Source organism: Rhizobium sp. NPDC090275, from assembly GCF_044772225.1.
Taxonomy (GTDB): Bacteria; Pseudomonadota; Alphaproteobacteria; order Rhizobiales; family Rhizobiaceae; genus Rhizobium.
Genome location: NZ_JBIVYL010000004.1, coordinates 219,020 through 239,311, shown reverse-complemented (window position 1 = coordinate 239,311; position 20,292 = coordinate 219,020). Strand labels below are relative to the sequence as shown.

At 60.0% G+C, this 20,292-nt stretch carries 16 protein-coding genes; 8 read left to right on the top strand and 8 right to left on the bottom strand.

The genetic code is table 11. The features are described 5' to 3' along the window. The first annotated feature begins 65 nt into the window (after positions 1-65). Genes ACIQUB_RS12455 through iolE (ACIQUB_RS12440) form a run of 4 tightly spaced genes read left to right on the top strand, consistent with a single transcriptional unit; the run spans position 66 to position 3,736 of the window. Positions 66-965 (top strand): sugar phosphate isomerase/epimerase family protein, encoded by a 900-nt coding sequence (locus tag ACIQUB_RS12455; RefSeq protein WP_402929836.1) that lies wholly within the window; start codon positions 66-68, stop codon positions 963-965. 10 nt (positions 966-975) lie between these two features. Beyond that, positions 976-1,986 (top strand): Gfo/Idh/MocA family protein, encoded by a 1,011-nt coding sequence (locus tag ACIQUB_RS12450; protein WP_402929834.1) that lies wholly within the window; start codon positions 976-978, stop codon positions 1,984-1,986. 8 nt (positions 1,987-1,994) lie between these two features. Further along, complete coding sequence (locus tag ACIQUB_RS12445; RefSeq protein ID WP_402929832.1) at positions 1,995-2,780, top strand: TIM barrel protein; 786 nt, start codon at positions 1,995-1,997, stop codon at positions 2,778-2,780. A gap of 50 nt (positions 2,781-2,830) precedes the next feature. Beyond that, complete coding sequence (gene iolE / locus ACIQUB_RS12440) at positions 2,831-3,736, top strand: myo-inosose-2 dehydratase (RefSeq protein WP_402929830.1); 906 nt, start codon at positions 2,831-2,833, stop codon at positions 3,734-3,736. Positions 3,737-3,800: 64 nt separating this feature from the next. Here iolE (ACIQUB_RS12440) and ACIQUB_RS12435 read toward each other — a convergent pair whose 3' ends face one another. The 4 genes from ACIQUB_RS12435 to iolG are packed head-to-tail and all read right to left on the bottom strand — an operon-like array spanning position 3,801 to position 7,986. After that, the gene (locus ACIQUB_RS12435; RefSeq protein WP_402929829.1) at positions 3,801-4,847 is read right to left on the bottom strand and encodes a Gfo/Idh/MocA family protein; all 1,047 of its coding nucleotides are present in this window, start codon (positions 4,845-4,847) and stop codon (positions 3,801-3,803) included. Positions 4,848-4,880: 33 nt separating this feature from the next. Further along, positions 4,881-6,164 (bottom strand): Gfo/Idh/MocA family protein, encoded by a 1,284-nt coding sequence (locus ACIQUB_RS12430; RefSeq protein WP_402929827.1) that lies wholly within the window; start codon positions 6,162-6,164, stop codon positions 4,881-4,883. Next, positions 6,052-6,963 carry a myo-inosose-2 dehydratase gene (gene iolE, locus ACIQUB_RS12425; protein WP_402929826.1) on the bottom strand — a complete coding sequence of 304 codons (912 nt, stop codon included), beginning with the start codon at positions 6,961-6,963 and terminating at the stop codon, positions 6,052-6,054. The genes ACIQUB_RS12430 and iolE (ACIQUB_RS12425) overlap by 113 nt, the downstream gene beginning before the upstream one ends. Positions 6,964-6,978: 15 nt before the next feature. Then, entirely contained in the window at positions 6,979-7,986 is a 1,008-nt protein-coding gene (gene iolG / locus ACIQUB_RS12420) for an inositol 2-dehydrogenase (RefSeq protein ID WP_402929824.1), read from the bottom strand. 119 nt (positions 7,987-8,105) lie between these two features. Here iolG and ACIQUB_RS12415 point away from each other — a divergent pair, with 119 nt between their 5' ends. Next, complete coding sequence (locus tag ACIQUB_RS12415) at positions 8,106-9,119, top strand: LacI family DNA-binding transcriptional regulator (protein WP_402929822.1); 1,014 nt, start codon at positions 8,106-8,108, stop codon at positions 9,117-9,119. Between the two features lie 46 nt (positions 9,120-9,165). On the opposite strand, the gene ACIQUB_RS12410 is transcribed toward ACIQUB_RS12415, so the two are convergent. The 4 genes from ACIQUB_RS12410 to ACIQUB_RS12395 all read right to left on the bottom strand — a co-directional run bounded on the left by ACIQUB_RS12410 (position 9,166) and on the right by ACIQUB_RS12395 (position 15,881). Continuing rightward, positions 9,166-10,665 carry a sensor histidine kinase gene (locus ACIQUB_RS12410; protein WP_402929820.1) on the bottom strand — a complete coding sequence of 500 codons (1,500 nt, stop codon included), beginning with the start codon at positions 10,663-10,665 and terminating at the stop codon, positions 9,166-9,168. Further along, complete coding sequence (locus tag ACIQUB_RS12405) at positions 10,662-11,384, bottom strand: response regulator (RefSeq protein WP_402929818.1); 723 nt, start codon at positions 11,382-11,384, stop codon at positions 10,662-10,664. The genes ACIQUB_RS12410 and ACIQUB_RS12405 overlap by 4 nt, the downstream gene beginning before the upstream one ends. A gap of 133 nt (positions 11,385-11,517) precedes the next feature. Further along, positions 11,518-14,670, bottom strand: a complete 3,153-nt coding sequence (locus ACIQUB_RS12400; protein WP_402929816.1) for a multidrug efflux RND transporter permease subunit — start codon at positions 14,668-14,670, stop codon at positions 11,518-11,520. Between the two features lie 32 nt (positions 14,671-14,702). Next, positions 14,703-15,881, bottom strand: a complete 1,179-nt coding sequence (locus ACIQUB_RS12395) for an efflux RND transporter periplasmic adaptor subunit (protein ID WP_402929814.1) — start codon at positions 15,879-15,881, stop codon at positions 14,703-14,705. 593 nt (positions 15,882-16,474) lie between these two features. Between ACIQUB_RS12395 and repA the strand changes: the two genes are divergently transcribed. The 3 genes from repA (at position 16,475) to repC (ending at position 20,135) form a co-directional block, all read left to right on the top strand. Further along, on the top strand, positions 16,475-17,698 hold the full coding sequence (repA, locus tag ACIQUB_RS12390) for a plasmid partitioning protein RepA (RefSeq protein ID WP_402929812.1): 1,224 nt from the start codon (positions 16,475-16,477) through the stop codon (positions 17,696-17,698). Further along, the gene (gene repB / locus ACIQUB_RS12385) at positions 17,695-18,732 is read left to right on the top strand and encodes a plasmid partitioning protein RepB (RefSeq protein WP_402929810.1); all 1,038 of its coding nucleotides are present in this window, start codon (positions 17,695-17,697) and stop codon (positions 18,730-18,732) included. The genes repA and repB overlap by 4 nt, the downstream gene beginning before the upstream one ends. Positions 18,733-18,923: 191 nt before the next feature. After that, complete coding sequence (repC, locus tag ACIQUB_RS12380) at positions 18,924-20,135, top strand: plasmid replication protein RepC (RefSeq protein WP_402929808.1); 1,212 nt, start codon at positions 18,924-18,926, stop codon at positions 20,133-20,135. Positions 20,136-20,292: the final 157 nt, after the last annotated feature.

The following is a 20,292-nucleotide window of genomic DNA, read 5'->3' as shown; positions in this document are numbered from 1 at the left end:
CCTCTCCCAACCGCGCCCCCGAACCCGAGCAGTCGGCAAAACATAAAAGATAGAAGGAGGCATCCATGAAGATCGCCATCGACCCGTTCATGCATCGACATCTGAGCCTTGAGGAGCTTCCCCGCAAGGTAAAGGAACTTGGCTACGACTGGATAGAGCTTAGCCCGCGCGCCGACTTCCTTGAATGGTTCAAGGCGCCGCGTGTCTTTCCCGAGCGGATCAGAACGCTGAAGAAGGCGCTGAAGGAGGCGGATGTCGGCATCGCCTCGCTGCTGCCGATGTATCGCTGGGCGTCCAACGACGAGACCGAGCGCCAGGCAGCCGTCAAACACTGGAAGCGTGCGATCGAGATCGCGGTCGAGCTCGAAGTCGACACCATGAACTCCGAATTCGGCCGCGGACCGCACCCCGACAAGGGCTCCTGCTACTGCTGCCATACCGGCTCGATGATCGAGGCCTGCGAAGACGCCTGGTGGCGTTCGATGGAGGAACTAGTGCCAATCTTCGAGCGCGAAGGTATCCAGCTGAACATTGAGCCGCATCCAGAAGACTGGTGCGAGACACTGCAGCCAGCACTCGACATCATTCGCACGGTCAATTCCAAGAACGTCAAGTTTCTCTACTGCGCGCCCCACACCTTCTATTTCGGCGACGATACCAAGGCGATGTTGCGCGAGGCGAAGGATGTCCTCGCCCACGTCCACGTCGGCGACACCTTCAACCACAAGGCAAGTTCGGGCCTGCGCTACATCCTCAATCCGCCCGGCACTCAGGCCCGCGTGCACCAGCACCTCAATATCGGCCAGGGCGAGGTTCCGTGGGAGGATTTCTTCGGCACGCTCTCCGATATCGGCTTTGACGGCATCGTGACCTCCTGTGTCTTCGCCTGGGAGGACAAGGCGGACGAATCCGGGCGCTTCATGTGCTCCGAAATCAACAGATACATCGACAAATACCAGAAGTGAGGCTCTCCCAATGACTTTGAGAATTGGTGTCATCGGCACCGGCGCAATCGGCCGCGAGCATGCGCGTCGCATCAACCAGGTTCTCGGCGGCGCGAAGCTCGTGGCGCTGAGCGACGTGAACAAGGCGTCCGCCGAAGCCGTAAAAAGGGACATCGCGCCGGATGCGGCAATTTACGACACGGGTGAAGCCCTCATCGCCGCCTCCGACGTCGATGCCGTGCTCGTCACCTCCTGGGGCGCGACGCATGAACAATACGTGCTGGCGGCAATCGCCGCCGGCAAACCCTGCTTCTGCGAGAAACCGCTGGCAACGACGGCCGAAGGTGCCAAGCGCATCGTAGATGCCGAGGTCAATTATGGCAAACGTCTCGTACAGGTCGGCTTCATGCGCCGCTACGACAGCGGCTATGTTGCGCTGAAGCAGGCGGTCGACACCAAGATCGGAGCACCGATCATCGTTCATGCCGCGCATCGCAACCCGGCCGTTCCGGAGCAGTATGTGACACCGATGGCGATCCACGACACGCTGATCCACGAGATCGACGTGTTCCGTTGGCTGCTGAACGATGACTACGTCTCGGCTCGCGTTCTTTTCCCGCGCTCGGCCGCCCGCAGCCACGCCAAGCTCAAGGATCCGCAGATTGTGATCCTGGAGACGGCCAAGGGCACGATCATCAATGTCGAGGTCTTCGTGAATTGCCACTACGGCTACGACATCCAGTGCGAGGTCGTCGGCGAAGACGGCATCGCCAGGCTGCCGGAACCAATGGCGATCCAGATGCGCCTCGGCGCCAGGCTGCAAAACGACATCCTGACCGATTGGAAGGATCGCTTCATAGCAAGCTACGACGTCGAGTTGCAGGATTTCATTCACGCTGCCGCCAAGGGCACCGCATCCGGCCCGACGTCCTGGGATGGTTATGTGGCCGCCATCACCTCCGACGCCTGCGTCACAGCGCAGGAAGAGGAAGGCCAGGCCATCGCGATCAACCTGCCGGCGCGGCCGGCGCTTTATAATTGAGGTTCGTCATGCGTTTCGCGATCAATCACATCACGGCGCCGAAGCTTTCGCTTGAGGAATTCTTCGCCGCCGCTACAAGCCTCGGCCTGACCGAGGTCGAAATCCGCAACGACCTGCCTGATATCGTCAACACGACGGATCCCGTCGCGGTCAAGGCTGCGGCGGCAAAGGCCGGGGTGACAATCATCTCGATCAACGCATTGTATCCGTTTAACGTCTGGTCCGGCGACCTGCCGAAGCGGGCCGTGGCGTTGGCGGACTATGCGGCTTCAAGCGGCGCCAAGGCGCTGGTCATGTGCCCGCTCAACGACGGGACAAAGGTCTCCTTCGACGATCTCGTTGCCGCACTGAAGGCAATGAAGCCGGTACTTGAAGAGCGAGGCCTCACGGGCCTCGTGGAACCGCTCGGCTTCCCGATCTCGTCGCTGCGGACCAAGAAGGAAGCGTTGAAGGCCATAGAAGCTGCGGGCGGCCAAGGCGTCTACAAGCTCGTGCACGACACGTTTCATCATCACCTGGCCGGTGAGACCGAGTTCTTTCCGGAGAGCACCGGCCTCGTGCATATCTCGGGCGTCGTCGATCCGGCTGTCTCGGTTGCCGACATGCTCGACGCACACCGCGTCCTAGTCGATGGCTCCGACCGCCTCGAAAACATCGCGCAGATAAAAGCGCTTGAGGCTGCCGGTTACACGGGCCCCTATAGCTTCGAGCCTTTTGCAGCGGAAGTGCACGAACTGAAGGACCCGACTTCCGCCGTCAAGAACAGCATCGAGCACATCAACGACGCGATCTGACCGATCACCGGATCAATCAATGCCGGCATATGTCCGGAAGGATTAGAACAATGATACTCTATGGAACCAACCCCATCGCCTGGTCCAACGACGATGACCAGACGATCGGCGCTCATCTTTCGCTGGAGGATTGCCTCTCCGATTGCCGCAAGATCGGTTTCGATGGCATCGAGAAGGGGCACAAGATGCCGAACGAAGGCAAGGCCTTGAAAGCCAGACTCGGCGAGTTCGGCCTGCGCTTCGTCGGCGGCTGGCATTCGACCAATCTCCTGGTCAACGACATCGCCACCGAAATCGCCGCTCTGCGGGCCTTCATCGACATGACCAAGGCAGCCGGCGGCGACCATATCAACGCCTGCGAATGCTCCAATACCGTTCATGGCAGCGACGGAACACCGGTCAACAATCGGCCGATCATGACCGACGACCAGTGGAAACGATTCTCAGAAGGCTACGAAGCCCTGTCCAAATACGCTGCGGAGCAAGGGGTGAAGATGGGCTATCACCATCACATGGGCACGATCATCGAAAGCGCGGCGGATATCGATCGCTTCATGGCGATGGCAGGCCCCCATACCCGCCTGCTGCTCGATACCGGCCACTGCACCTTTGGCGGCGCGAACCCGGAAGACGTGGCAAAGAAATACATGGATCGCGTGACCCACATCCACGCCAAGAACATTCGTCCCGAGATCATGAAACAGGTCCGCGCAGAGAACCTTTCGTTCCTTGAGGGTGTGCGCCGCGGCGTGTTCACCGTGCCGGGAGATCCGGAGGGCTGCGTCGACTTCGCCCCCATACTGAAGGTCGCTGCCGCCCATCGCTACGCCGGATGGCTGGTGATCGAGGCCGAGCAAGACAGCGCCCTGCGCGAACCATTCCACTACCAGAATATGGGGCTGAAGGCGTTGAAGTCGATTGCGCTCGACGCCGGTCTGGACAAGGCCGCGGCCTGACGCGCGTCCAAGCCTCCGCAGGACCGTTGGTCGGGCACGCCGCAAGGTGCCCGACCAATTTCGACTACTCCCTCAATCCGGCAGCCCTGAAATCGATGTCGAGCGCTTTCCTGATGGCATCGAGCGTCTTCATCGTCTCGAGCGATGCCTCGAGTGGCCTACAGGGACTTTCATACGCCCCATCTCTGATGCTGTAAGCAACACTTGCGGCCTCGTGATAGAGGCCTTCGAAGTGGGCGCCGCGCGGTTCCTCGTATTGCAGCCGTGTCTCCCCGTCGAGCGACCAGACCTCGAACGAACCCGGCAGATGGAACTCCGTGACGAAGCGGATCGAGCCCTTTGTGCCGACGATCGCCACTCCGGTCGGCGTGAAGCCGTAGAGCGTGGTTGCCATCGTGCCCTGCGCGCCCTTGTCATTCACCATAGCCACAGCCAACTGGCCGTTGACACCAGCGGGATCGGGCGTCGCAACGCCGACGACCCTGGACGGGACACCGATAAGCTTTGTCAGCAGCGAGACGGGATAGGTGCCGAGATCGAGCAGCGGGCCGCCCGCGAGCTTAGGATCGAAGATGCGATGCTCGCGTGGAAGATATTCGCCATACTCGGTATAGACCGACTTGATTTCGCCGATGACGCCGCCGTCGAGCACCTGCTGGATTACGTCGAACTTCGGCAAGAAATAGGTCCAGAGCGCCTCGGCGAAGAAGACACCCCTCCTGCGGGCCGCCGCCACCATTTCGGCGGCCTGAGCGTGGTTCAGCGCCATTGGTTTTTCGACCAGCACATGCTTGCCGGCCTCGATGGCGAGCAGCACGTGCTCGTGATGCTGCCCATGCGGCGTCGCGACGTAGACAATGTCGATATCGGGCGCAGTTACCAGCGCTTCATAGCTGCCGTAGGCTTTCTCGACGCCCCATTCGGCGGCGAAGCGATCGGCAGATGCCTGCGACCGCGAGCCGATGGCGGCGATAACCTGGCGTGTATGCGCCTGAACGGACTCGGTGAACTTGGCCGCGATCCAGCCGGAACCTAGAATGCCCCAGCGCAATGCCGGCGCATCCTTGACAGGCCTGACACGCGATTGCGGCAAGACTTTCGGGAATGACATGAAATGGCTCCTCCTCTTTCTCTATTCCCAGATTTAGCCGACAGTCCGCTCCCAACGCCCCGTCTCAAGCGAGCGCTCCATCGCATCGATGATTTGTTCGTTGGCGAGGCCGAACTCGAAATTGGGATAGCAGTCCGCGTCGCGCATGATGCCTTCCATCAGATCACGCACCTCAATCACCTTAACGTCGAAGTAGCCGAGGCCGCCGCCGGCGAAATCGAAGCCGAAGAAGGCCGAGAACTGCGGTACCTGACTGCCGGCCAGGATCGTCTTGAAACCGCGATCCGGCTTGGGGTCGTTGAAGCGCGAAATCTTCAGCTCGTTGAAGCGCTCGCCATCCATGATCAGCGTGCCCTCGGTGCCCGAGATTTCCCAGTAAACCCCGAATACCTTGCCGGCCGCAACGCGCGACGCCTCGATCGTTCCGCCGGCGCCTGACTTGAAGCGCACCAGCGTCTGGATCTGGTCTTCGTTTTCGACGGTGGCGCGCGGCGCGTTGTCGCCTGCCTTTGCACCATAACCCGACCCGCCCTGCGGCACAGGCCGGGTGGGAAAGAAGGTCTGGCTCTGCGCTATGACGCTGTCGATATCGCCCATCAGATATTGGGCCACGGAGATGACATGGCTGCCGAGGTCGCCAAGTGCGCCGGATCCCGCCTCCTTGCGCGTACAGCGCCATGAAAATGGCAGTTCCGGATCGTTGAAGAAGCCTTGATCGAACCAGCCGCGAAAGCGCATGGGCTTGCCGATGTCGCCGCTGTCGATCAGTTGTTTGGCCAGCATGGCGGCCGGCGTTTTGATGTTGTTGAAGGCAACCATGGTTTTGACGCCCTTGGCGCGCGCTGCGGCCGCCATCTCCTCGGCTTCGGCAAGCGTCACCGAGAGCGGCTTTTCGCAATAGACATGCTTACCGGCGGCGATGGCTGCGAGCGCCATTTCATGGTGCATGGCATTCGGCGAGGTGATGTCCACGATATCGACATTGGGATCCTCCACCAGCCGGCGCCATTCGCCCGTGCTCTTCTCGAAACCGTAGCGGGCGGCCGCGCTGGCGGCCAGCGTCTCGTTTGCACGGCCGCGAGATCGCGATAGAGCATGCCGGCGCGGCGATATGCATCCGCGTGGGCCTGCCCCATGAAGCCCGAACCAATCAGGCCGATATTGAGTGTCTTCTGGGCCATAGCCTCTCTCCGTTCCAATCTGGTCAAGCTGCGAAAAGGTCGTGCATGTGAAGGAAGGCGCGGGTGACGGCGGGCCGCGGCGGTGCCCTGGCGGGATCCTGTTCCGCCTCGACCACGAGCCAGCCCTGATAGCCATCGCGGACGAAGCGCACGACGGGACCGAAATCCACGCTGCCATCACCGGGAACGGTGAACATGCCGGCACGAACACCATCGTTGAAGCTGAGGTCGCCGCTGCGGACATCCGCCATCACCGGCGCACGCATATCCTTCAGGTGAATGTGGTTGATGCGATCGCCGAAACGCTCGATCAGTCGGGTGTAGTCGAAGCCAGCACCGGCGGCATGGCCGGTATCGAGCAGAAGCCCCACCTCCGGCCCCGCCTTGTCGAAGAGCGACGAAATCTCGTCGAAGGTCTCGGCGACCATCATCAGGTGATGGTGATAGGCGAGCTCAAGACCATATTCTCCGCCAAGGCGCTTGCCGAACTCCGTCAGCCTCGCGGCATAGGCTGGCACATCCGTTGCTGGCATGAGAAAGCGTTCAGACATGGGCGTATCCAAAGGCGCGCCCGATGTCATCATCGCCACTTCGCCATAGACCATCACCTTGCTGCCCATGTCACGGAGCAGTCCCGCATGGGCAACCACGCCGCCCATCTCCGCGTCGACGCTGCGTTCCGCGAGCTCGCCTGAATACCAGCCGGATGCAAGTGCCAGACCTCGGCTCTCAAGATGCGGACGAAGAATGTCCGCATTCCTTGGAAACTTGCGGCCCAATTCCACGCCCTGGTAGCCCACGGCGGCGGCATCATCGAGGCAGGTTCCAAGCGGTATATCGCGTCCAAGCTCCTCGAGGACATCGTTTACCCAGGATAGCGGGCTCACGGCGATCCTGACGCCTGTAGGCAGAAGATTGCTGATATCGGTCGTCATTGTCTGTCCTCTGTCTCAGGGATTCCAGTCGGGCGTGATGTGAACGGCGGTGCCGGTTTTCATCGAAACGATAGCAGCCTCGGCAATGCGCTGTGCCTCAAGCCCATCACGAATGCCGGCAAGCGGCTTCGCGCCTGTTTCGATCATGTCGACGAAGGCATGCATTTCCGCGCGGTACGCATCGGCGAAACGTTCGATGAAGTAGTTCATCGGCGTCGAGGAGTGAAAGCCCTCCGCATCCGCGATCATCACGCCCCGCTGCGGCCGGTTTTCGACATAGAGTACCTCGCGTGAGCAGAGCGCTTCCAGGCGCTGGTCGTAGCCAAAGGGCGCGCGGCGACAATTGATCATCTGCACGAAGCGGCCCGAGACCGAAGTAAGCGTGATCATTGCGGTATCGATATCGCCCGCCGCCGCTATCTCAGGGTCGATCAGGCTATTGCCGGCGGCATAGACCGTGGCGATTTCCTCGCCGAGAAGATAACGAGCCATGTCGAAGTCATGGATCGCCTGATCGCGGAACATGCCACCCGACCGTTCGACATAAGCGCGCGGCGGCGGCGAAGGATCGCGCGTGTGCATGACGATATGCTCAAGCGCGCCGGCCTGACCGCTGACGATTCTGTCCCGCACGAAACGAAAGTTCGGATCGTAACGGCGCTGGAAGCCAAGAAGGCAGGCAATGCCTGCTTCTTCGACCACGCGGCTGACCCGAGCAACGGTTGCAAAATCCAGACTGACAGGTTTTTCGCAGAAGACCGCCTTCCCAGACTCCGCTGCGCGCAACAAGAGTTCGGCATGAGTATCGGTGGAGCTGGCGATGACGACGCCGCTGATATCGGCATCGGAAAAGACCATTTCAGTATCGACCATGTCGGCGCCGGTCTCGGCCGCCAGTCGTTCGTGCGCCTCGCTGGGCACAGGATCGACGATATATTTCAGACGAACCGAAGGGTGAGCGGCGGCGTTCAAGGCATGAACGTGCCCTATCCGGCCCGCGCCGAAAACGGCGAGCTCTATCATCTCTTTTCCTCCCATTCCGGGCCATCCTCCATGACGTCCGGTTGGCGGAAATGATAGCGCCATGCTATTGACGCGCTAATTCATTTTTGAAGAGATCTCTTCAAATTGGGAGATGAGCATTGGGCAAGATCACAGCCAAGGATATAGCCGAGGCGGCTTGCGTTTCCTTGTCCACGGTGGACCGGGTTCTGAACAATCGTGGCGGCGTGGCGGAGGTCAAGGAGAGGCGTGTGATCGAGTGGGCGCGCAAGCTCAAGATCGACCGTGCACTCAACCAACGAGCCGCGAGGACACTTAGGATCGCAGTTCTATTGCAGCCGCCAGAGAACCCCTTTCATGCGGCCGTCCAACACCATTTCGAGGCCGCCGCACGGGATTTTGCGCAGTTCAATCTGCAGTTCAAGATACATCATATCGAACCCGCCAAGCCCGGCGCCACCGCCAGCCTGATCAGGACGCTTGCGAGAACCTGCGACGGCATGGCAATCGTCAGTGCCAGCGATCCGGAGATCGCCGCTGCACTGCGAGACTTCGGTCGGTCGGGGAAACCGGTCATCACGCTGGCCACGGATATGCGCGGGACAGAGCGTTTTGCCTATGTCGGACCAGACAACGTGAAGGCCGGTAGGGTCGCGGGCGATCTCATGGGGCGGCTGTTGGGCAGAGATGGCGGTGATGTGCTGGTCATATCAGGCATGCGGAGCATGCTTGGCCATGAGGAAAGAGAGGCTGGTTTTCGCAACGTGCTGAACGAGCGCTTTCCTGCGTGCCACGTCACCGATGTGCTCGAGAGTCTGGAGCGCGCCGAACTCGCCGGCGATCTGGTATTCAGCGCGCTCAAACAAAACAATCAGATACGAGGAATCTACAACGCCTCTGCCGGTGCCTCTTCCGTCGTCAATGCGATCAAGGCACTGCGGAGAGCCGACAAGATCGTCTTCATAACCCACGAATTGACAGAGGACCGGCGGCTGTTGCTTCGCCAGGAATTGATCGACATCATCATCGATCAGGGACCGGCATTCGAGGTACAGACCACGATCGAAGCGTTTGCCGCCTTCTTTGGCCGCAGAGAGCAGATGCCGACATCGCTCATCACGCCGATCCAAGTTCATACGATCGAAAACTGCTGACATTCAGGACAGACAAGTCGATCCGGCGAGCGCCGGTTCAATTTGCTTATGCGACGCGGTTCCTCTCACGCCGTTGTTTCAACGCGGACCGTGGCAACGAAACCTTTATTCCTCTGACAACGGCATCGATGCGTCCTTCCTTGGGCAGGGAGATGATCGCTCGGAGGCCGGGAGTGTTCGAACGAAGGACGATATCGCCGCCATGCTGGCGTGCGACGGCGCGCGCGATCGACAGCCCGAGCCCGACACCACCGGTGTCCCGATTGCGCGAGGCCTCCAGACGGTAGAAAGGATCGAACACCTTTTCTCGCATCTCCTCGGGAATTCCGGGGCCGCTATCTTCTACGACGATATCCACCGTCGATTGCGATTGAACGATATAGACCCTCGCGCACCCGCCATAACGTACCGCGTTCTCCGCCAGATTGCGCACGGCGCGCCTCAAGCCATCGGGCCGGCACCGGTAAGTCATCGCGGGGCCTTCAATATATTCCACCGCTTGACCGAGATCCGCGAGATCGTCACAGATGCTTCCGACGAGTGCATCGAGCTCCATGGCCCGCGTTTCCTCGACGGTCGCCTCTCCGCGCGCGAATGCGATCGCGGCTTCCGTCATGCTCTGGAGTTCGTCGATCGTGGCCAGCATCTTCTGCTGAACATTCGCGTCGGTCACGAATTCGGCCCTGAGCCTCAGCGATGTCAGCGGCGTCCTCAAGTCATGACCGATGGCGGCGAGCATTCTGGTCCGGTCGTCGACGAAGCGGCGGAGCCGTTCCTGCATCTTGTTGAAGGCCTCGGCCGTGCGGCGGATATCGTCGGGCCCCTCTTCCGGAAGAGGCGGCAGGCTTTCCCCTCGACCCAGGGCTTCGGCCGAGACCGCAAGCCCGCGCAAAGGACGCGCGATCCTGCGCGCGACGAGAATGCAGATCAATGCAAGGACGGCAGCCGTCAAGCAGAGCGAAATCAACGACTTGGCGTTCCACCACTGGTCTAAATCGGCCTTGTAGTAGGCCGTGTTCAGCCACATGCCGTTGTTCAACTGGACGGCGAGCCCATAGCCGTTTCGACCGTCGAAATAGAGGAACTTCGCCGGCTGAGGCAGATTCCACAAGATCTGCGAGGGAGCGGACCATCCCTCATCGGTGTTTGCCTTGGCGACCCCCTCTTGCGTGAGCCGCTTTCCCTGCAACCCCAAGCCATACTTCCTCATCAGGTCGACGTAATTCTCCAGCGGCCGATCCAGCTCGGTCACGGCTCTGTTGCGCCATGCTGCAACGTCGGTCGGGTCCTGGGCGGACAGCCAGAAACGCGAATACACAGTTTCGCTCGCCAGCAAGGCCTGACCCCGCAAGGCCTGCGGCATCGTCTCCAAAAGGCGCGTGATAGACGCCGATCGGCTGAAGAACTCGCTCTTCATCGCCGCATGCAAGGCTTTCGATCGCTCGTCCCACGAGATCAGAATCGTCAGAGCCTGCGCGACGATGAGGGCCATCAACGTGAACCCGATCAGCTGCGCGGCGAGGCTTCTCTTCCACCAATGCGTCATTCGAAGCCCACCTCCCCGGAAAGGCTGTACCCACCTCCCCAGTGGGTCTTGATGATCGACGGATTTTTCGGGTCCGGCTCGATCTTCTTGCGAAGACGGCTGACCTGGTTGTCGATGCTGCGATCGAAGATATCAGCCGTCCGTCCCGCCGTGAGGTCGAGAAGCTGCTCACGGCTGAGGACCAGGCCCGGCCGTTCCAGGAAGACCTTGAGGAGCCGAAATTCCGCGGTACTGAGCGAGATCCCGACGCCGTCGTCCCTGAAGAGCTCCTGTCGTCCCATGTTCAGACGCAGATGTCCCAGGCGAACAACCTTGGACTTGAGCGCCTCCCTGTCTTGAACGGGCAAGCTGTTTGCGCGGCGAAGCACCGCACGGATACGGGCCAGCAGCTCCCTCGGATTGAAGGGCTTCACCAGATAATCGTCAGCGCCCAGTTCCAGGCCGATGATCTTGTCCATCTCCTCCGCCATGGCGGTCAGGAAGATGATGGGGATCTGCGTACTGGTGCGCAGCTGGCGGCAGACCGACAGCCCGTCCTCTCCGGGCATCATCACATCCAGAACAACAAGGTCGACCGCGCTGCGCTCCATGATGCGGCGAAGCGAGGCTCCACTATCGGCGACACTGATGCGGTAGCCCTGCTGCTGCAGGTACTCTCCAACCAGATCCCTGATATCCCCATGGTCGTCCACGACCGCGATGTGTGAAGCTTTTTGCATCATGAAGTTCCGTTGACTGCGCAATTCTACCGAAACGCAGTGAAGCTCGCATCGGAAAAAGTGTAACAAAGTTTCACAAGGTCTAGGGCCGGCTTTTCATAGCCGACCCGACCAAAGATATCCTCGCAGATACTCACCCCTTTTGCCCGGCCGTGTCGACGATCGCCAGGTGTGGCTTTTGCCGATCCGTTTTTGCACGGAACCGACCGACAAGGCTGAGCACGAAGGCGAAGAATACAGGGACAAAGAAGATCGCGAGCACCGTCGCCGAGATCATGCCGCCGAGGACACCGGTGCCGATGGCGTTCTGACTCGCGGCACTTGCGCCGGTCGCGATCGCCAGTGGAACGACGCCGAGCGTAAAGGCCAGCGACGTCATCAGGATCGGCCGGAAGCGCAGGTGCGCTGCCTCGACCACGGCGTCCGGCACCGAACGCCCCTCCGCCACGAGATCCTTGGCGAATTCCACGATCAGGATCGCGTTCTTCGCCGAAAGCCCGATGATCGCGATCAGCCCGACCAGGAAGTAGACGTCATTAGGCAGACCTCTCAACATCACGGCGGCGACCGAACCGATCACCCCTAGCGGAACGACAAGCATGACCGACAACGGGATGGCCCAGCTTTCATAGAGCGCGGACAGGAGCAGGAACACGAGAAGGATACTGAGCGCAATCAGTGCCGGCGCCTGCGATCCCGAGCGTATCTCCTGAAGGGACTGTCCTGTCCACTCATGGCCGAAACCTGCCGGCAGCTGGCTGGTCAACCGCTCCATTTCGGCGATTGCATCACCGGACGAGTAACCGGAGGTGGACTGACCGCTGATGCGCACGGACGGATAGCCATTGTACCCGACCACCTGCGAGGGGCCACGAACCCATTCGATCGAGGCGAAGGACGATAGCGGCACCATGCCTCCGTGGCTGTTGCGGATGTTCAGTGCCAGCAGATTATCCGGCTGCATGCGTTGGGAGGAATCCGCCTGAACGGTGACGCGCTGCATGCGACCGGCATTCGGGTAGTCGTTGACGTAGGAGGAGCCGAAATTGGCTGAGAGTGTCGAGTTGATATCGGCAAATCCGACACCGAAGGCATTGGCCTTTTCGCGATCCACCAACAGATTGATCTGCGCCGCATCGGGCAGGCCTTCGATGCGCAGTCCCGTCAGAACCGGACTGTTCCGGGCGGCTTCAAGCAATTGCGAAGCCGCCGAGGCAAGCGCTGCCTGCCCCGCGCCGGATCGGTCCTGGAGACGGAAGGCGAAGCCATTCGAGTTTCCGAGACCCTGGATCGGCGGCGGAGACAGCGCGACGGTCGCGGCGTCGCGTATGCCTCGCAGCTTGCCGTTCACGCGCGCCGAGATCGCGGCAGCGGTGTCGTTCGAGCCACGTTCGCTCCAATCCTTCAAGGTCACGAACGCCAGACCGGCATTCTGTCCGGAACCGGAGAAGGAGAAGCCGGCGACGGTAACGACCCTTGCAACGGCTGGCTCCGCGGCGAAGATGGTTTCCATCTGACGGATCGCCTCTCTCGTCCGATCGGAGCTCGCCTCGGCAGGTGTCTGAAGGTCGACGATCAGATAGCCCTGGTCTTCGTTCGGCAGGAACGAGGATGGAAGCTGCATATAGGCCCAGCCCAAGCCGCCAAGCAGGGCCACATAGAGCAGCATGAAGCGCCCCGCGCGCTTGACGGACATCGCCACAGCCAGCGAATACCTGCGCGCGAGTGCGTCGAAGCCCTTGTTGAACCAGCGAAAGAACCGCCATTTGTTTTCATGGTGCTTGGTGATCGGCTTGAGGAACGATCCGCACAATGCCGGCGTGAAAGACAGCGCAAGCAGCCCCGAAAACAGGATCGACACGACCATGGTCAAGCTGAACTGCTGGTAGATGACGCCGACCGCGCCTGGGAAAAATGCCATAGGCACGAAGACTGCGGTCAACACCAAGGTGATGCCGATGATCGCGCCGGTGATCTGCGACATCGCCTTCTTTGTCGCTTCCTTCGGTGACAGCCCCTCCTCCGCCATGATGCGCTCGACATTCTCGACGACAACGATCGCGTCGTCGACCAGAATGCCGATCGCGAGAACCATCGCAAACATCGTGAGCACGTTGATCGAGAACCCGGCCGCGAACATCACCGCGCAGGTGCCAAGCAATGCCACGGGCACGACAAGCGTGGGAATGATCGTGTAACGAATGTTCTGCAGGAAAAGGAACATCACGATGAAAACGAGGCCGATCGCCTCAACCAGCGTGTGGAGCACCTTCTCGATCGAGACCTGAACGAACGGCGTTGTGTCGTAAGGAATCTCGAAGGAAAGGCCCGGGGGGAAGAATGGCGCGAGTTCCTGCATCTTGGCTCGCACCGCTTCCGCGGTAGACAGCGCGTTGCCGGTGGGGGATAGCTGGATGCCGATCGAGGCACTCGGCTGCCCATTCAGTCGGCTCGCGAAGTTGTAGTTTTCGCCGCCGATCTCGACGCGCGCGACATCGAGGAGCCGAACGTTCGACCCGTCCGAGTTTGCCCGCAAGACGATATCGCCGAATTCCGCTGGCGTCGTCAGCTGCCCTGGGACATTGACGATGGTCGAGATCTGCTGACCGGAAGCGTTGGGGCTCGCACCGATCTGTCCAGCGGCGACCTGGGCGTTCTGCGCCGTGATCGCGGCCGTGACGTCCGCTGCCGTCAGGTTCAGGCCAAGCATCTTTTCCGGATCCATCCACACGCGCATCGCGCGTTGGGTCGAAAATAGCTGCGCGCTGCCGACACCAGGAATACGACGAATTTCGCCGATGACGTTTCGGTTCAGATAGTCGCCGAGGCCGATCGCATCCGTCGACCCGTCGTCCGATTTCAAGACGACCATCATGAGGAAGGACGTTCCGGCGCGGTCGACACGCAGGCCTTGCTGCGTCACCGTTCTTGGAAGGCGGGGCTCGACGCGCGCGATGCGGTTCTGAACCTCGACTTGAGCCTCGCCGACACTGGTGCCTGTCTCGAAGGTCACGGTCATCTGGACACGACCGGATGCTTCGGAAACGGATTCGAAATAGAGCAGCCCCGGCACGCCGTTGAGCTCCTCCTCCACCAGCCGCGTAACCGATTGGTAGATGGTCTCCGGCGTCGCACCAGGATAATTGGTGGAGATCGTGATCTGCGGCGGCGCGACCTGCGGGTAACGCGCGATCGGGATCAGCGGCAACGTCAGTATGCCCGCCAGCGAGATGAAGATCGCGACGACCCACGCAAAGATCGGTCGCTGAATGAAGAAGCTTGCCATCAGGGCACCTTGTCGTCAGAGCGGGAGGGGACTTAGTTGATCCGAGCGTCGTCGTTCGTCTCTGTGGACGCCAGTGCAGGAGGGTTCCACGGCTGCGGCTGAACAGTGGCGCCGGCTCTTGCCCGCTGGAAACCGTCGACCATCACCTTGTCTCCGGCCGCGACACCACGCTCGATGACCCAGGCGTTCCCGTCCGCCCGCCCGACGACGACCTTCCGCTGCTCGAGCTTGTTCTCGCCATTGACGACCAGAACGCTCGCCTGACCGCCGGCATCGTGCTGAACGGCCTGCTGAGGAACGGACAGGCTCTGGTTCTGGACGCCCTGCTCCACCGTCACCCGGACATACATGCCGGGCAGAAGCTCGCCGCGCGCGTTCGGGAACTGACCGCGCAAGGTTATCTGCCCGGTGGTCGCATCGACCCCGGCCTCGGAGAAGAGCACGCGCCCGGCTTCACCGTATTCCGATCCGTCGTCGAGGCGCAGCGTCACGCGGGCCTCGTTGGGGCTTGCCTCAAGCCGTCCCTCGGCCAGTGCCTTGCGCAGCCGGATGAGATCGGCGGCGGGTTGCGTGAAGTCGGCGTAGACAGGATCCAGCTGCTGGATGGTCGCGAGGTTTTCTCCTCCACTGGCCGAGACCAGCGCACCTTCTGTAATCAGCGCGCGCCCGATCTTGCCGGAGATCGGCGCCGTCACGCTCGAATATTGCAAGTTCAGCTTTGCGGTCACCACACCGGCTTCCGCAACCGCGACATCGGCGTCGGCCTGCGCAAGGCGTGCCACGGCCGAATCGTATTCCTGCCGCGAAGTCACGTTGGACCGGCGCAGTTGCTCCTGGCGGTCCGCCGTCTGGCGAGCATCGAGTTGCGCGGCTTTCGCCCTGCGAAGTGTGGCTTCGGAACTGTCGACCTGCGCCTGAAAGGGAGCGGCGTCGATCCGGTACAAGACATCGCCGCGCTGGACAGTCGCGCCTTGCTCGAAAACCTGTTCGGTGACGATGCCGGAAACGCGCGGACGAACTTCGGCAACCCTTGTTGCTGCGATCCGGCCCGGAAGCTCCGTTGTGACGGCCGATTGCTTGGGGGTCACCGTCACGAAACCGACGGCTGGAGGAGGAGGCGCTTGAGCCGTCGATGCCTCGCCCTTTTCGCACGCCGTCAAGACCGACACGCTGATGAAAGCCGAAGCAAGGCGCAAGGACAGTCTGCTCATGAAGCACTCCAGTATGGTTTCGATGAAACGGCGACTTACCGTGTGGATCGACCTGCTCGGCAGGCCCAAAGAGGCGGTCATGAAATGCCGACGGAGTGAGCCCTTCCGATCACCTCTGAAACGAGAGAACTACAGATGGCCTGTCGCAGATGTTTGCCGACGAAAAGCTAAATTGTATCAAGCTGTCGCACGCGCCGGATTTCGGTTGAGACAGCTGTCCGGCATGTCGAACAGCAAAGGCCGTGTGCGGCCGGACAAGGCCGGTATCGCGATGCCCATCAACGCATGTACATGGAGGAATGATCCTCAGATCGCCCCGCTTCGATTCCCGGTTCGGTAGCTGGTTAATGAACTTTGAGGTGTGCAGGCTGGGGTGAGTTTCGGCAGGAGTGATGGCAAACCAAAATGGCAGTGATAAATCGCCATGGGAAAATGCAAGCGATCACGATATGTTAGCCTGGATCGGGCAAACTTTCCCGTTTCCTACTTAAGGTTTTGTTAACCCTATTGTTCTGGACGATTTTCGAGAATCGTGTTTTACCTTTTGGCGGGCAATGGCCGGTAAATCGGCTTGGGGCCGCCAAGAGGGTAAAATGGCAATAGCACAACGGACGGAATCAGTGGTCGCTTCGAAGGAAGATGCTGGCAGCAAGATCTTGCGCCATGCAGGTCTTCTGTCAGGGCAGCTACAGCAGCTGCGTATGCGGATGTACCCGCCCAGATCTGAAAAAATGCTTCGTCAGTTTCTGACCAACGAGGTGTCAAAGCTCACCTCTATTCCTGATTCGACATTGAAGTTGATGTCGAGCGAAGGGCGTGGTCCCGTACCCAGCAGGCTTGAAAACAATCACCGCGTTTATACGCTCGCGCAGATCAATGAATTGCGTGAGCTTTTCGCCGCACAAAAGCCGGCGGATGCGCTGCGCTTTCTTCCTCGCCGGCGAGATGGTGAGCACCTTCAGGTTTTGGCGATCGCCAACTTCAAGGGCGGCAGCGCCAAGACCACCACCTGCGTTCATCTCGCGCATTATCTCGCCATGCACGGCTATCGCGTTCTGGCTCTCGACCTGGATCCGCAGGCCTCGCTGTCTGCGCTTTTCGGCGCCCAGCCGGAAATGGATGTTGGTGCCAACGAGACGATCTATGCGGCGCTCCGATACGATGATGCCGAGCGCCGGCCCATTCGCGATATCATCCGCAAGACCTATTTTGATGGCGTCGATCTCATTCCTGGCAACCTGGAGGTCATGGAATACGAGCATGAAACGCCTCGTGTCCTTGCCAACCGCTCAGGATCCGGCGCCATCTTCTTCGAACGCCTGAAGCTTGCTCTCGCCGAGGTCGAGAACGACTACGACGTCGTCATTCTCGATACGCCGCCGTCCCTCGGCTTTCTCACGCTGAGCGCGATCTATGCAGCAACAAGCATGATCATAACGGTTCACCCCGCCATGCTCGACGTCGCCTCGATGAGCCAGTTTCTTCTCATGATGGGGGACCTGATCAGCGTGTTGAACGAAAGCGGCGCCCAGCTGGATCAGGACTTCATCCGTTACTTGGTGACGCGTCACAATCCCAACGATGCGCCCCAGTCGCAAGTAGTCGCCATGTTGCGTCATCTGTTCGGCGCTGACGTCCTTCTGCCTACAGCCATCGAAAGCACGGCTGTAGAGGCGGCCGGCTTGGCCAAGCGCTCCATCTATGAGCTTGAGATGGGCCAGCTCGGTCGCGACACACATAAACGTGCGCGCGAAGCCGTTGATGCCGTTAACGAGGCCATCGTCGATCTTCTCAACAAGAGCTGGGGACGTCCATGAGCAAGTCTCCGCGCAAATCCATTGTCGCAAGTTTCGGCCTTCTGTCGGCCGAACTGGAAAGCGGTAAGGTAACCGACGTCAGCCGGGAAGTGTCCCCTGCCCCATCGCCTGCGGTAGGCAATCGCGTTGGCGCCGGCGTAATCGGTGCCGCGCATCGCGCGATCGACGACATCCGCACCGAACGCGATCGACTGAAGGCGCTCGTGGAATCAGGTGGAGCGACTGTTCGCGACGTGGATCCGTCGCTGATCGATCCATCCCCCTACCCTGACCGCCTGCCCGATGATGATGCCGCCAGTTTTGACGCTTTCAAACGGTCGATCGAAACCGACGGGCAGAAGGTTCCGATCCAGATCCGAAAGCACCCCTCTGATCCCGGGCGCTTTCAGATTGTCTACGGACACCGGCGCTGGCAAGCCGCCAAGGAACTCAACAAATCAGTGCGGGCTGTCGAGGTCGACATGTCCGACCTTGATCTCGTGGTGGCTCAAGGCATTGAGAATGCCAGCCGTCAAGACTTGACCTGGATTGAGCGCGCGTTGTTCGCATCCCGAATGGACGATGCCGGCATAAAGGCGCGTGAAATCTATGCTGCTTTGTCGATCGAGGCTGCCGAACTTGCGCGAATGCGCAGCGTTTATCGTGCCGTCCCCGCCGACATTATCGAAGCAATCGGCCGCGCGCCTAAAATCGGCCGGCCACGATGGCTTGACCTGGCAAAGTTGATTTCCAGTGAGCCTGCGTCCTTGGACATCGCCAGAGAGACGCTCGCACTGAAGGCTGATCCAGCGGAGTTCTCCGACCAGAGGTTCCAGCGCGTGTTGGTCAGCCTCAAGCCCAGTGCGGAACCGAGACCGTCGCTGACGCCGATCGTCGACAGCGACGGCATGCGTCTCGGTGCATGGGTGGTTACTCTAAAGGAGATCCGGCTTGTGGCCGAGAATGGCCTCGAACGTGACTTTTTGAGATTCATTGGCGCAGAGCTACCGGCACTTGTCGAGCGGTTTGCAGCCAAGCGTGAAACAAAGCTCTGACGCTATCAAGCGCTGTCAGCCGATCCAGGAAAGGAAAACAAGCAAAAGAAAAAGGCCCCCAAACGTTGCCGTCGTGGAAGCCTCTCTCTCTGTGTAGCAACTAGAGAATCGCATTTCCCCGAATCACAGTCAAGACACTTTGGCACCTAATTTGGTGGACGGCTTTCTTTTGCCTTTTGAAAGGTGAAAAAATGCACGTTGGACATATAACGACGCCCTTTGGGCGGCGGCCGATGACGCTTGCGTTGATGAAACGTCAGGCTGCGGTCGCAGGAATCGAATCAGGATCGTCTGTCGATAAATGGAAAGTGTTCCGCGATGCGTCCGAAGCCAGGAACTTGCTTGGCATTCAGGATCGAGCCCTCGCGGTATTGAACGCACTTCTGACGTTCTATCCCGAAAGCGAACTGGCTTCGGACCGCGCCATGATCGTGTTTCCGTCCAATGCGCAGCTTTCCATCCGCGCCCACGGCATCACAGGGACGACCCTGCGTCGTCATCTTGCCGCGCTCGTTGATGCAGGGCTGATCCTGCGCAAGGACAGTGCAAACGGAAAGCGTTATGCTCGAAAGAATCGCACTGGCGAGATCGAGCAAGCTTACGGCTTCGACTTGTCGCCGCTGCTTGCACGGGCGTCGGAATTATCCGCTTTGTCGGACCGAATTGCGACCGACAGGGCGCTGTTTCGGCGAACGAAGGAAACCCTGTCGATCTGCCGTCGTGATGTGCGCAAGCTGATTTCAGCGGCCATAGTCGAAGGAGTCTCCGGAGACTGGGAGGCTATCGAAACGCGCTATATTGAGCTCGTCGGCAGCATACCTCGTACGCCGTCCCTTCGCGATCTACAGAACAGCCTCGAAGACATCGAGAAGCTCAGGCATATCGTGCTTAATCTTCTGGAAAATAAACTGAATTCGGAAAAAATGGGCGCCTATGACATCGGATCTGGCTGCCACATACAGAATTCAAATACAGAATCCATTATTGAAATTGAACCGCATGGCGAAGAACCAGAGGCACAACCAACACCCAATTCAGAAACGCAGAACGATCCAACCAAAACATTTCCGTTGAGCATAGTGCTGCGGGCCTGCCCTGAGATTATGAGCTATGGGCCAGGTGGAATGGTTTCGAGTTGGCGCGAGTTGATGGAGGCGGCAGTGCTCGTCCGATCGATGCTCGGGGTAACTCCCGGTGCCTATCGAAATGCTTGCGAGATCATGGGGCCTGAGAACGCCGCCGCGACGATGGCCTGCATCTTCCAGCGGGCAGGACACATCAATTCGGCCGGCGGATATCTCCGAGATTTGACGGCGAGGGCCCAAAGACGAGAGTTCTCGCTGGGCCCGGTTTTGATGGCTCTCCTGAGGACAAATGCCGGAAAGGAGAGGGCCGCGTCGTGAGGCGGGATGTGGGGATATTGCCAGGTGTCAAGGTTTTCATGTTTGCTTGGAAGCGAATGGAACGCGTGCTTGCTTAGCTCATGGGGTGGCAGCTCATCGCTATTATTGCGGTGGTAACCGATTGCTCGGTGTTTTGTTATCACTGACGAGGTCAACC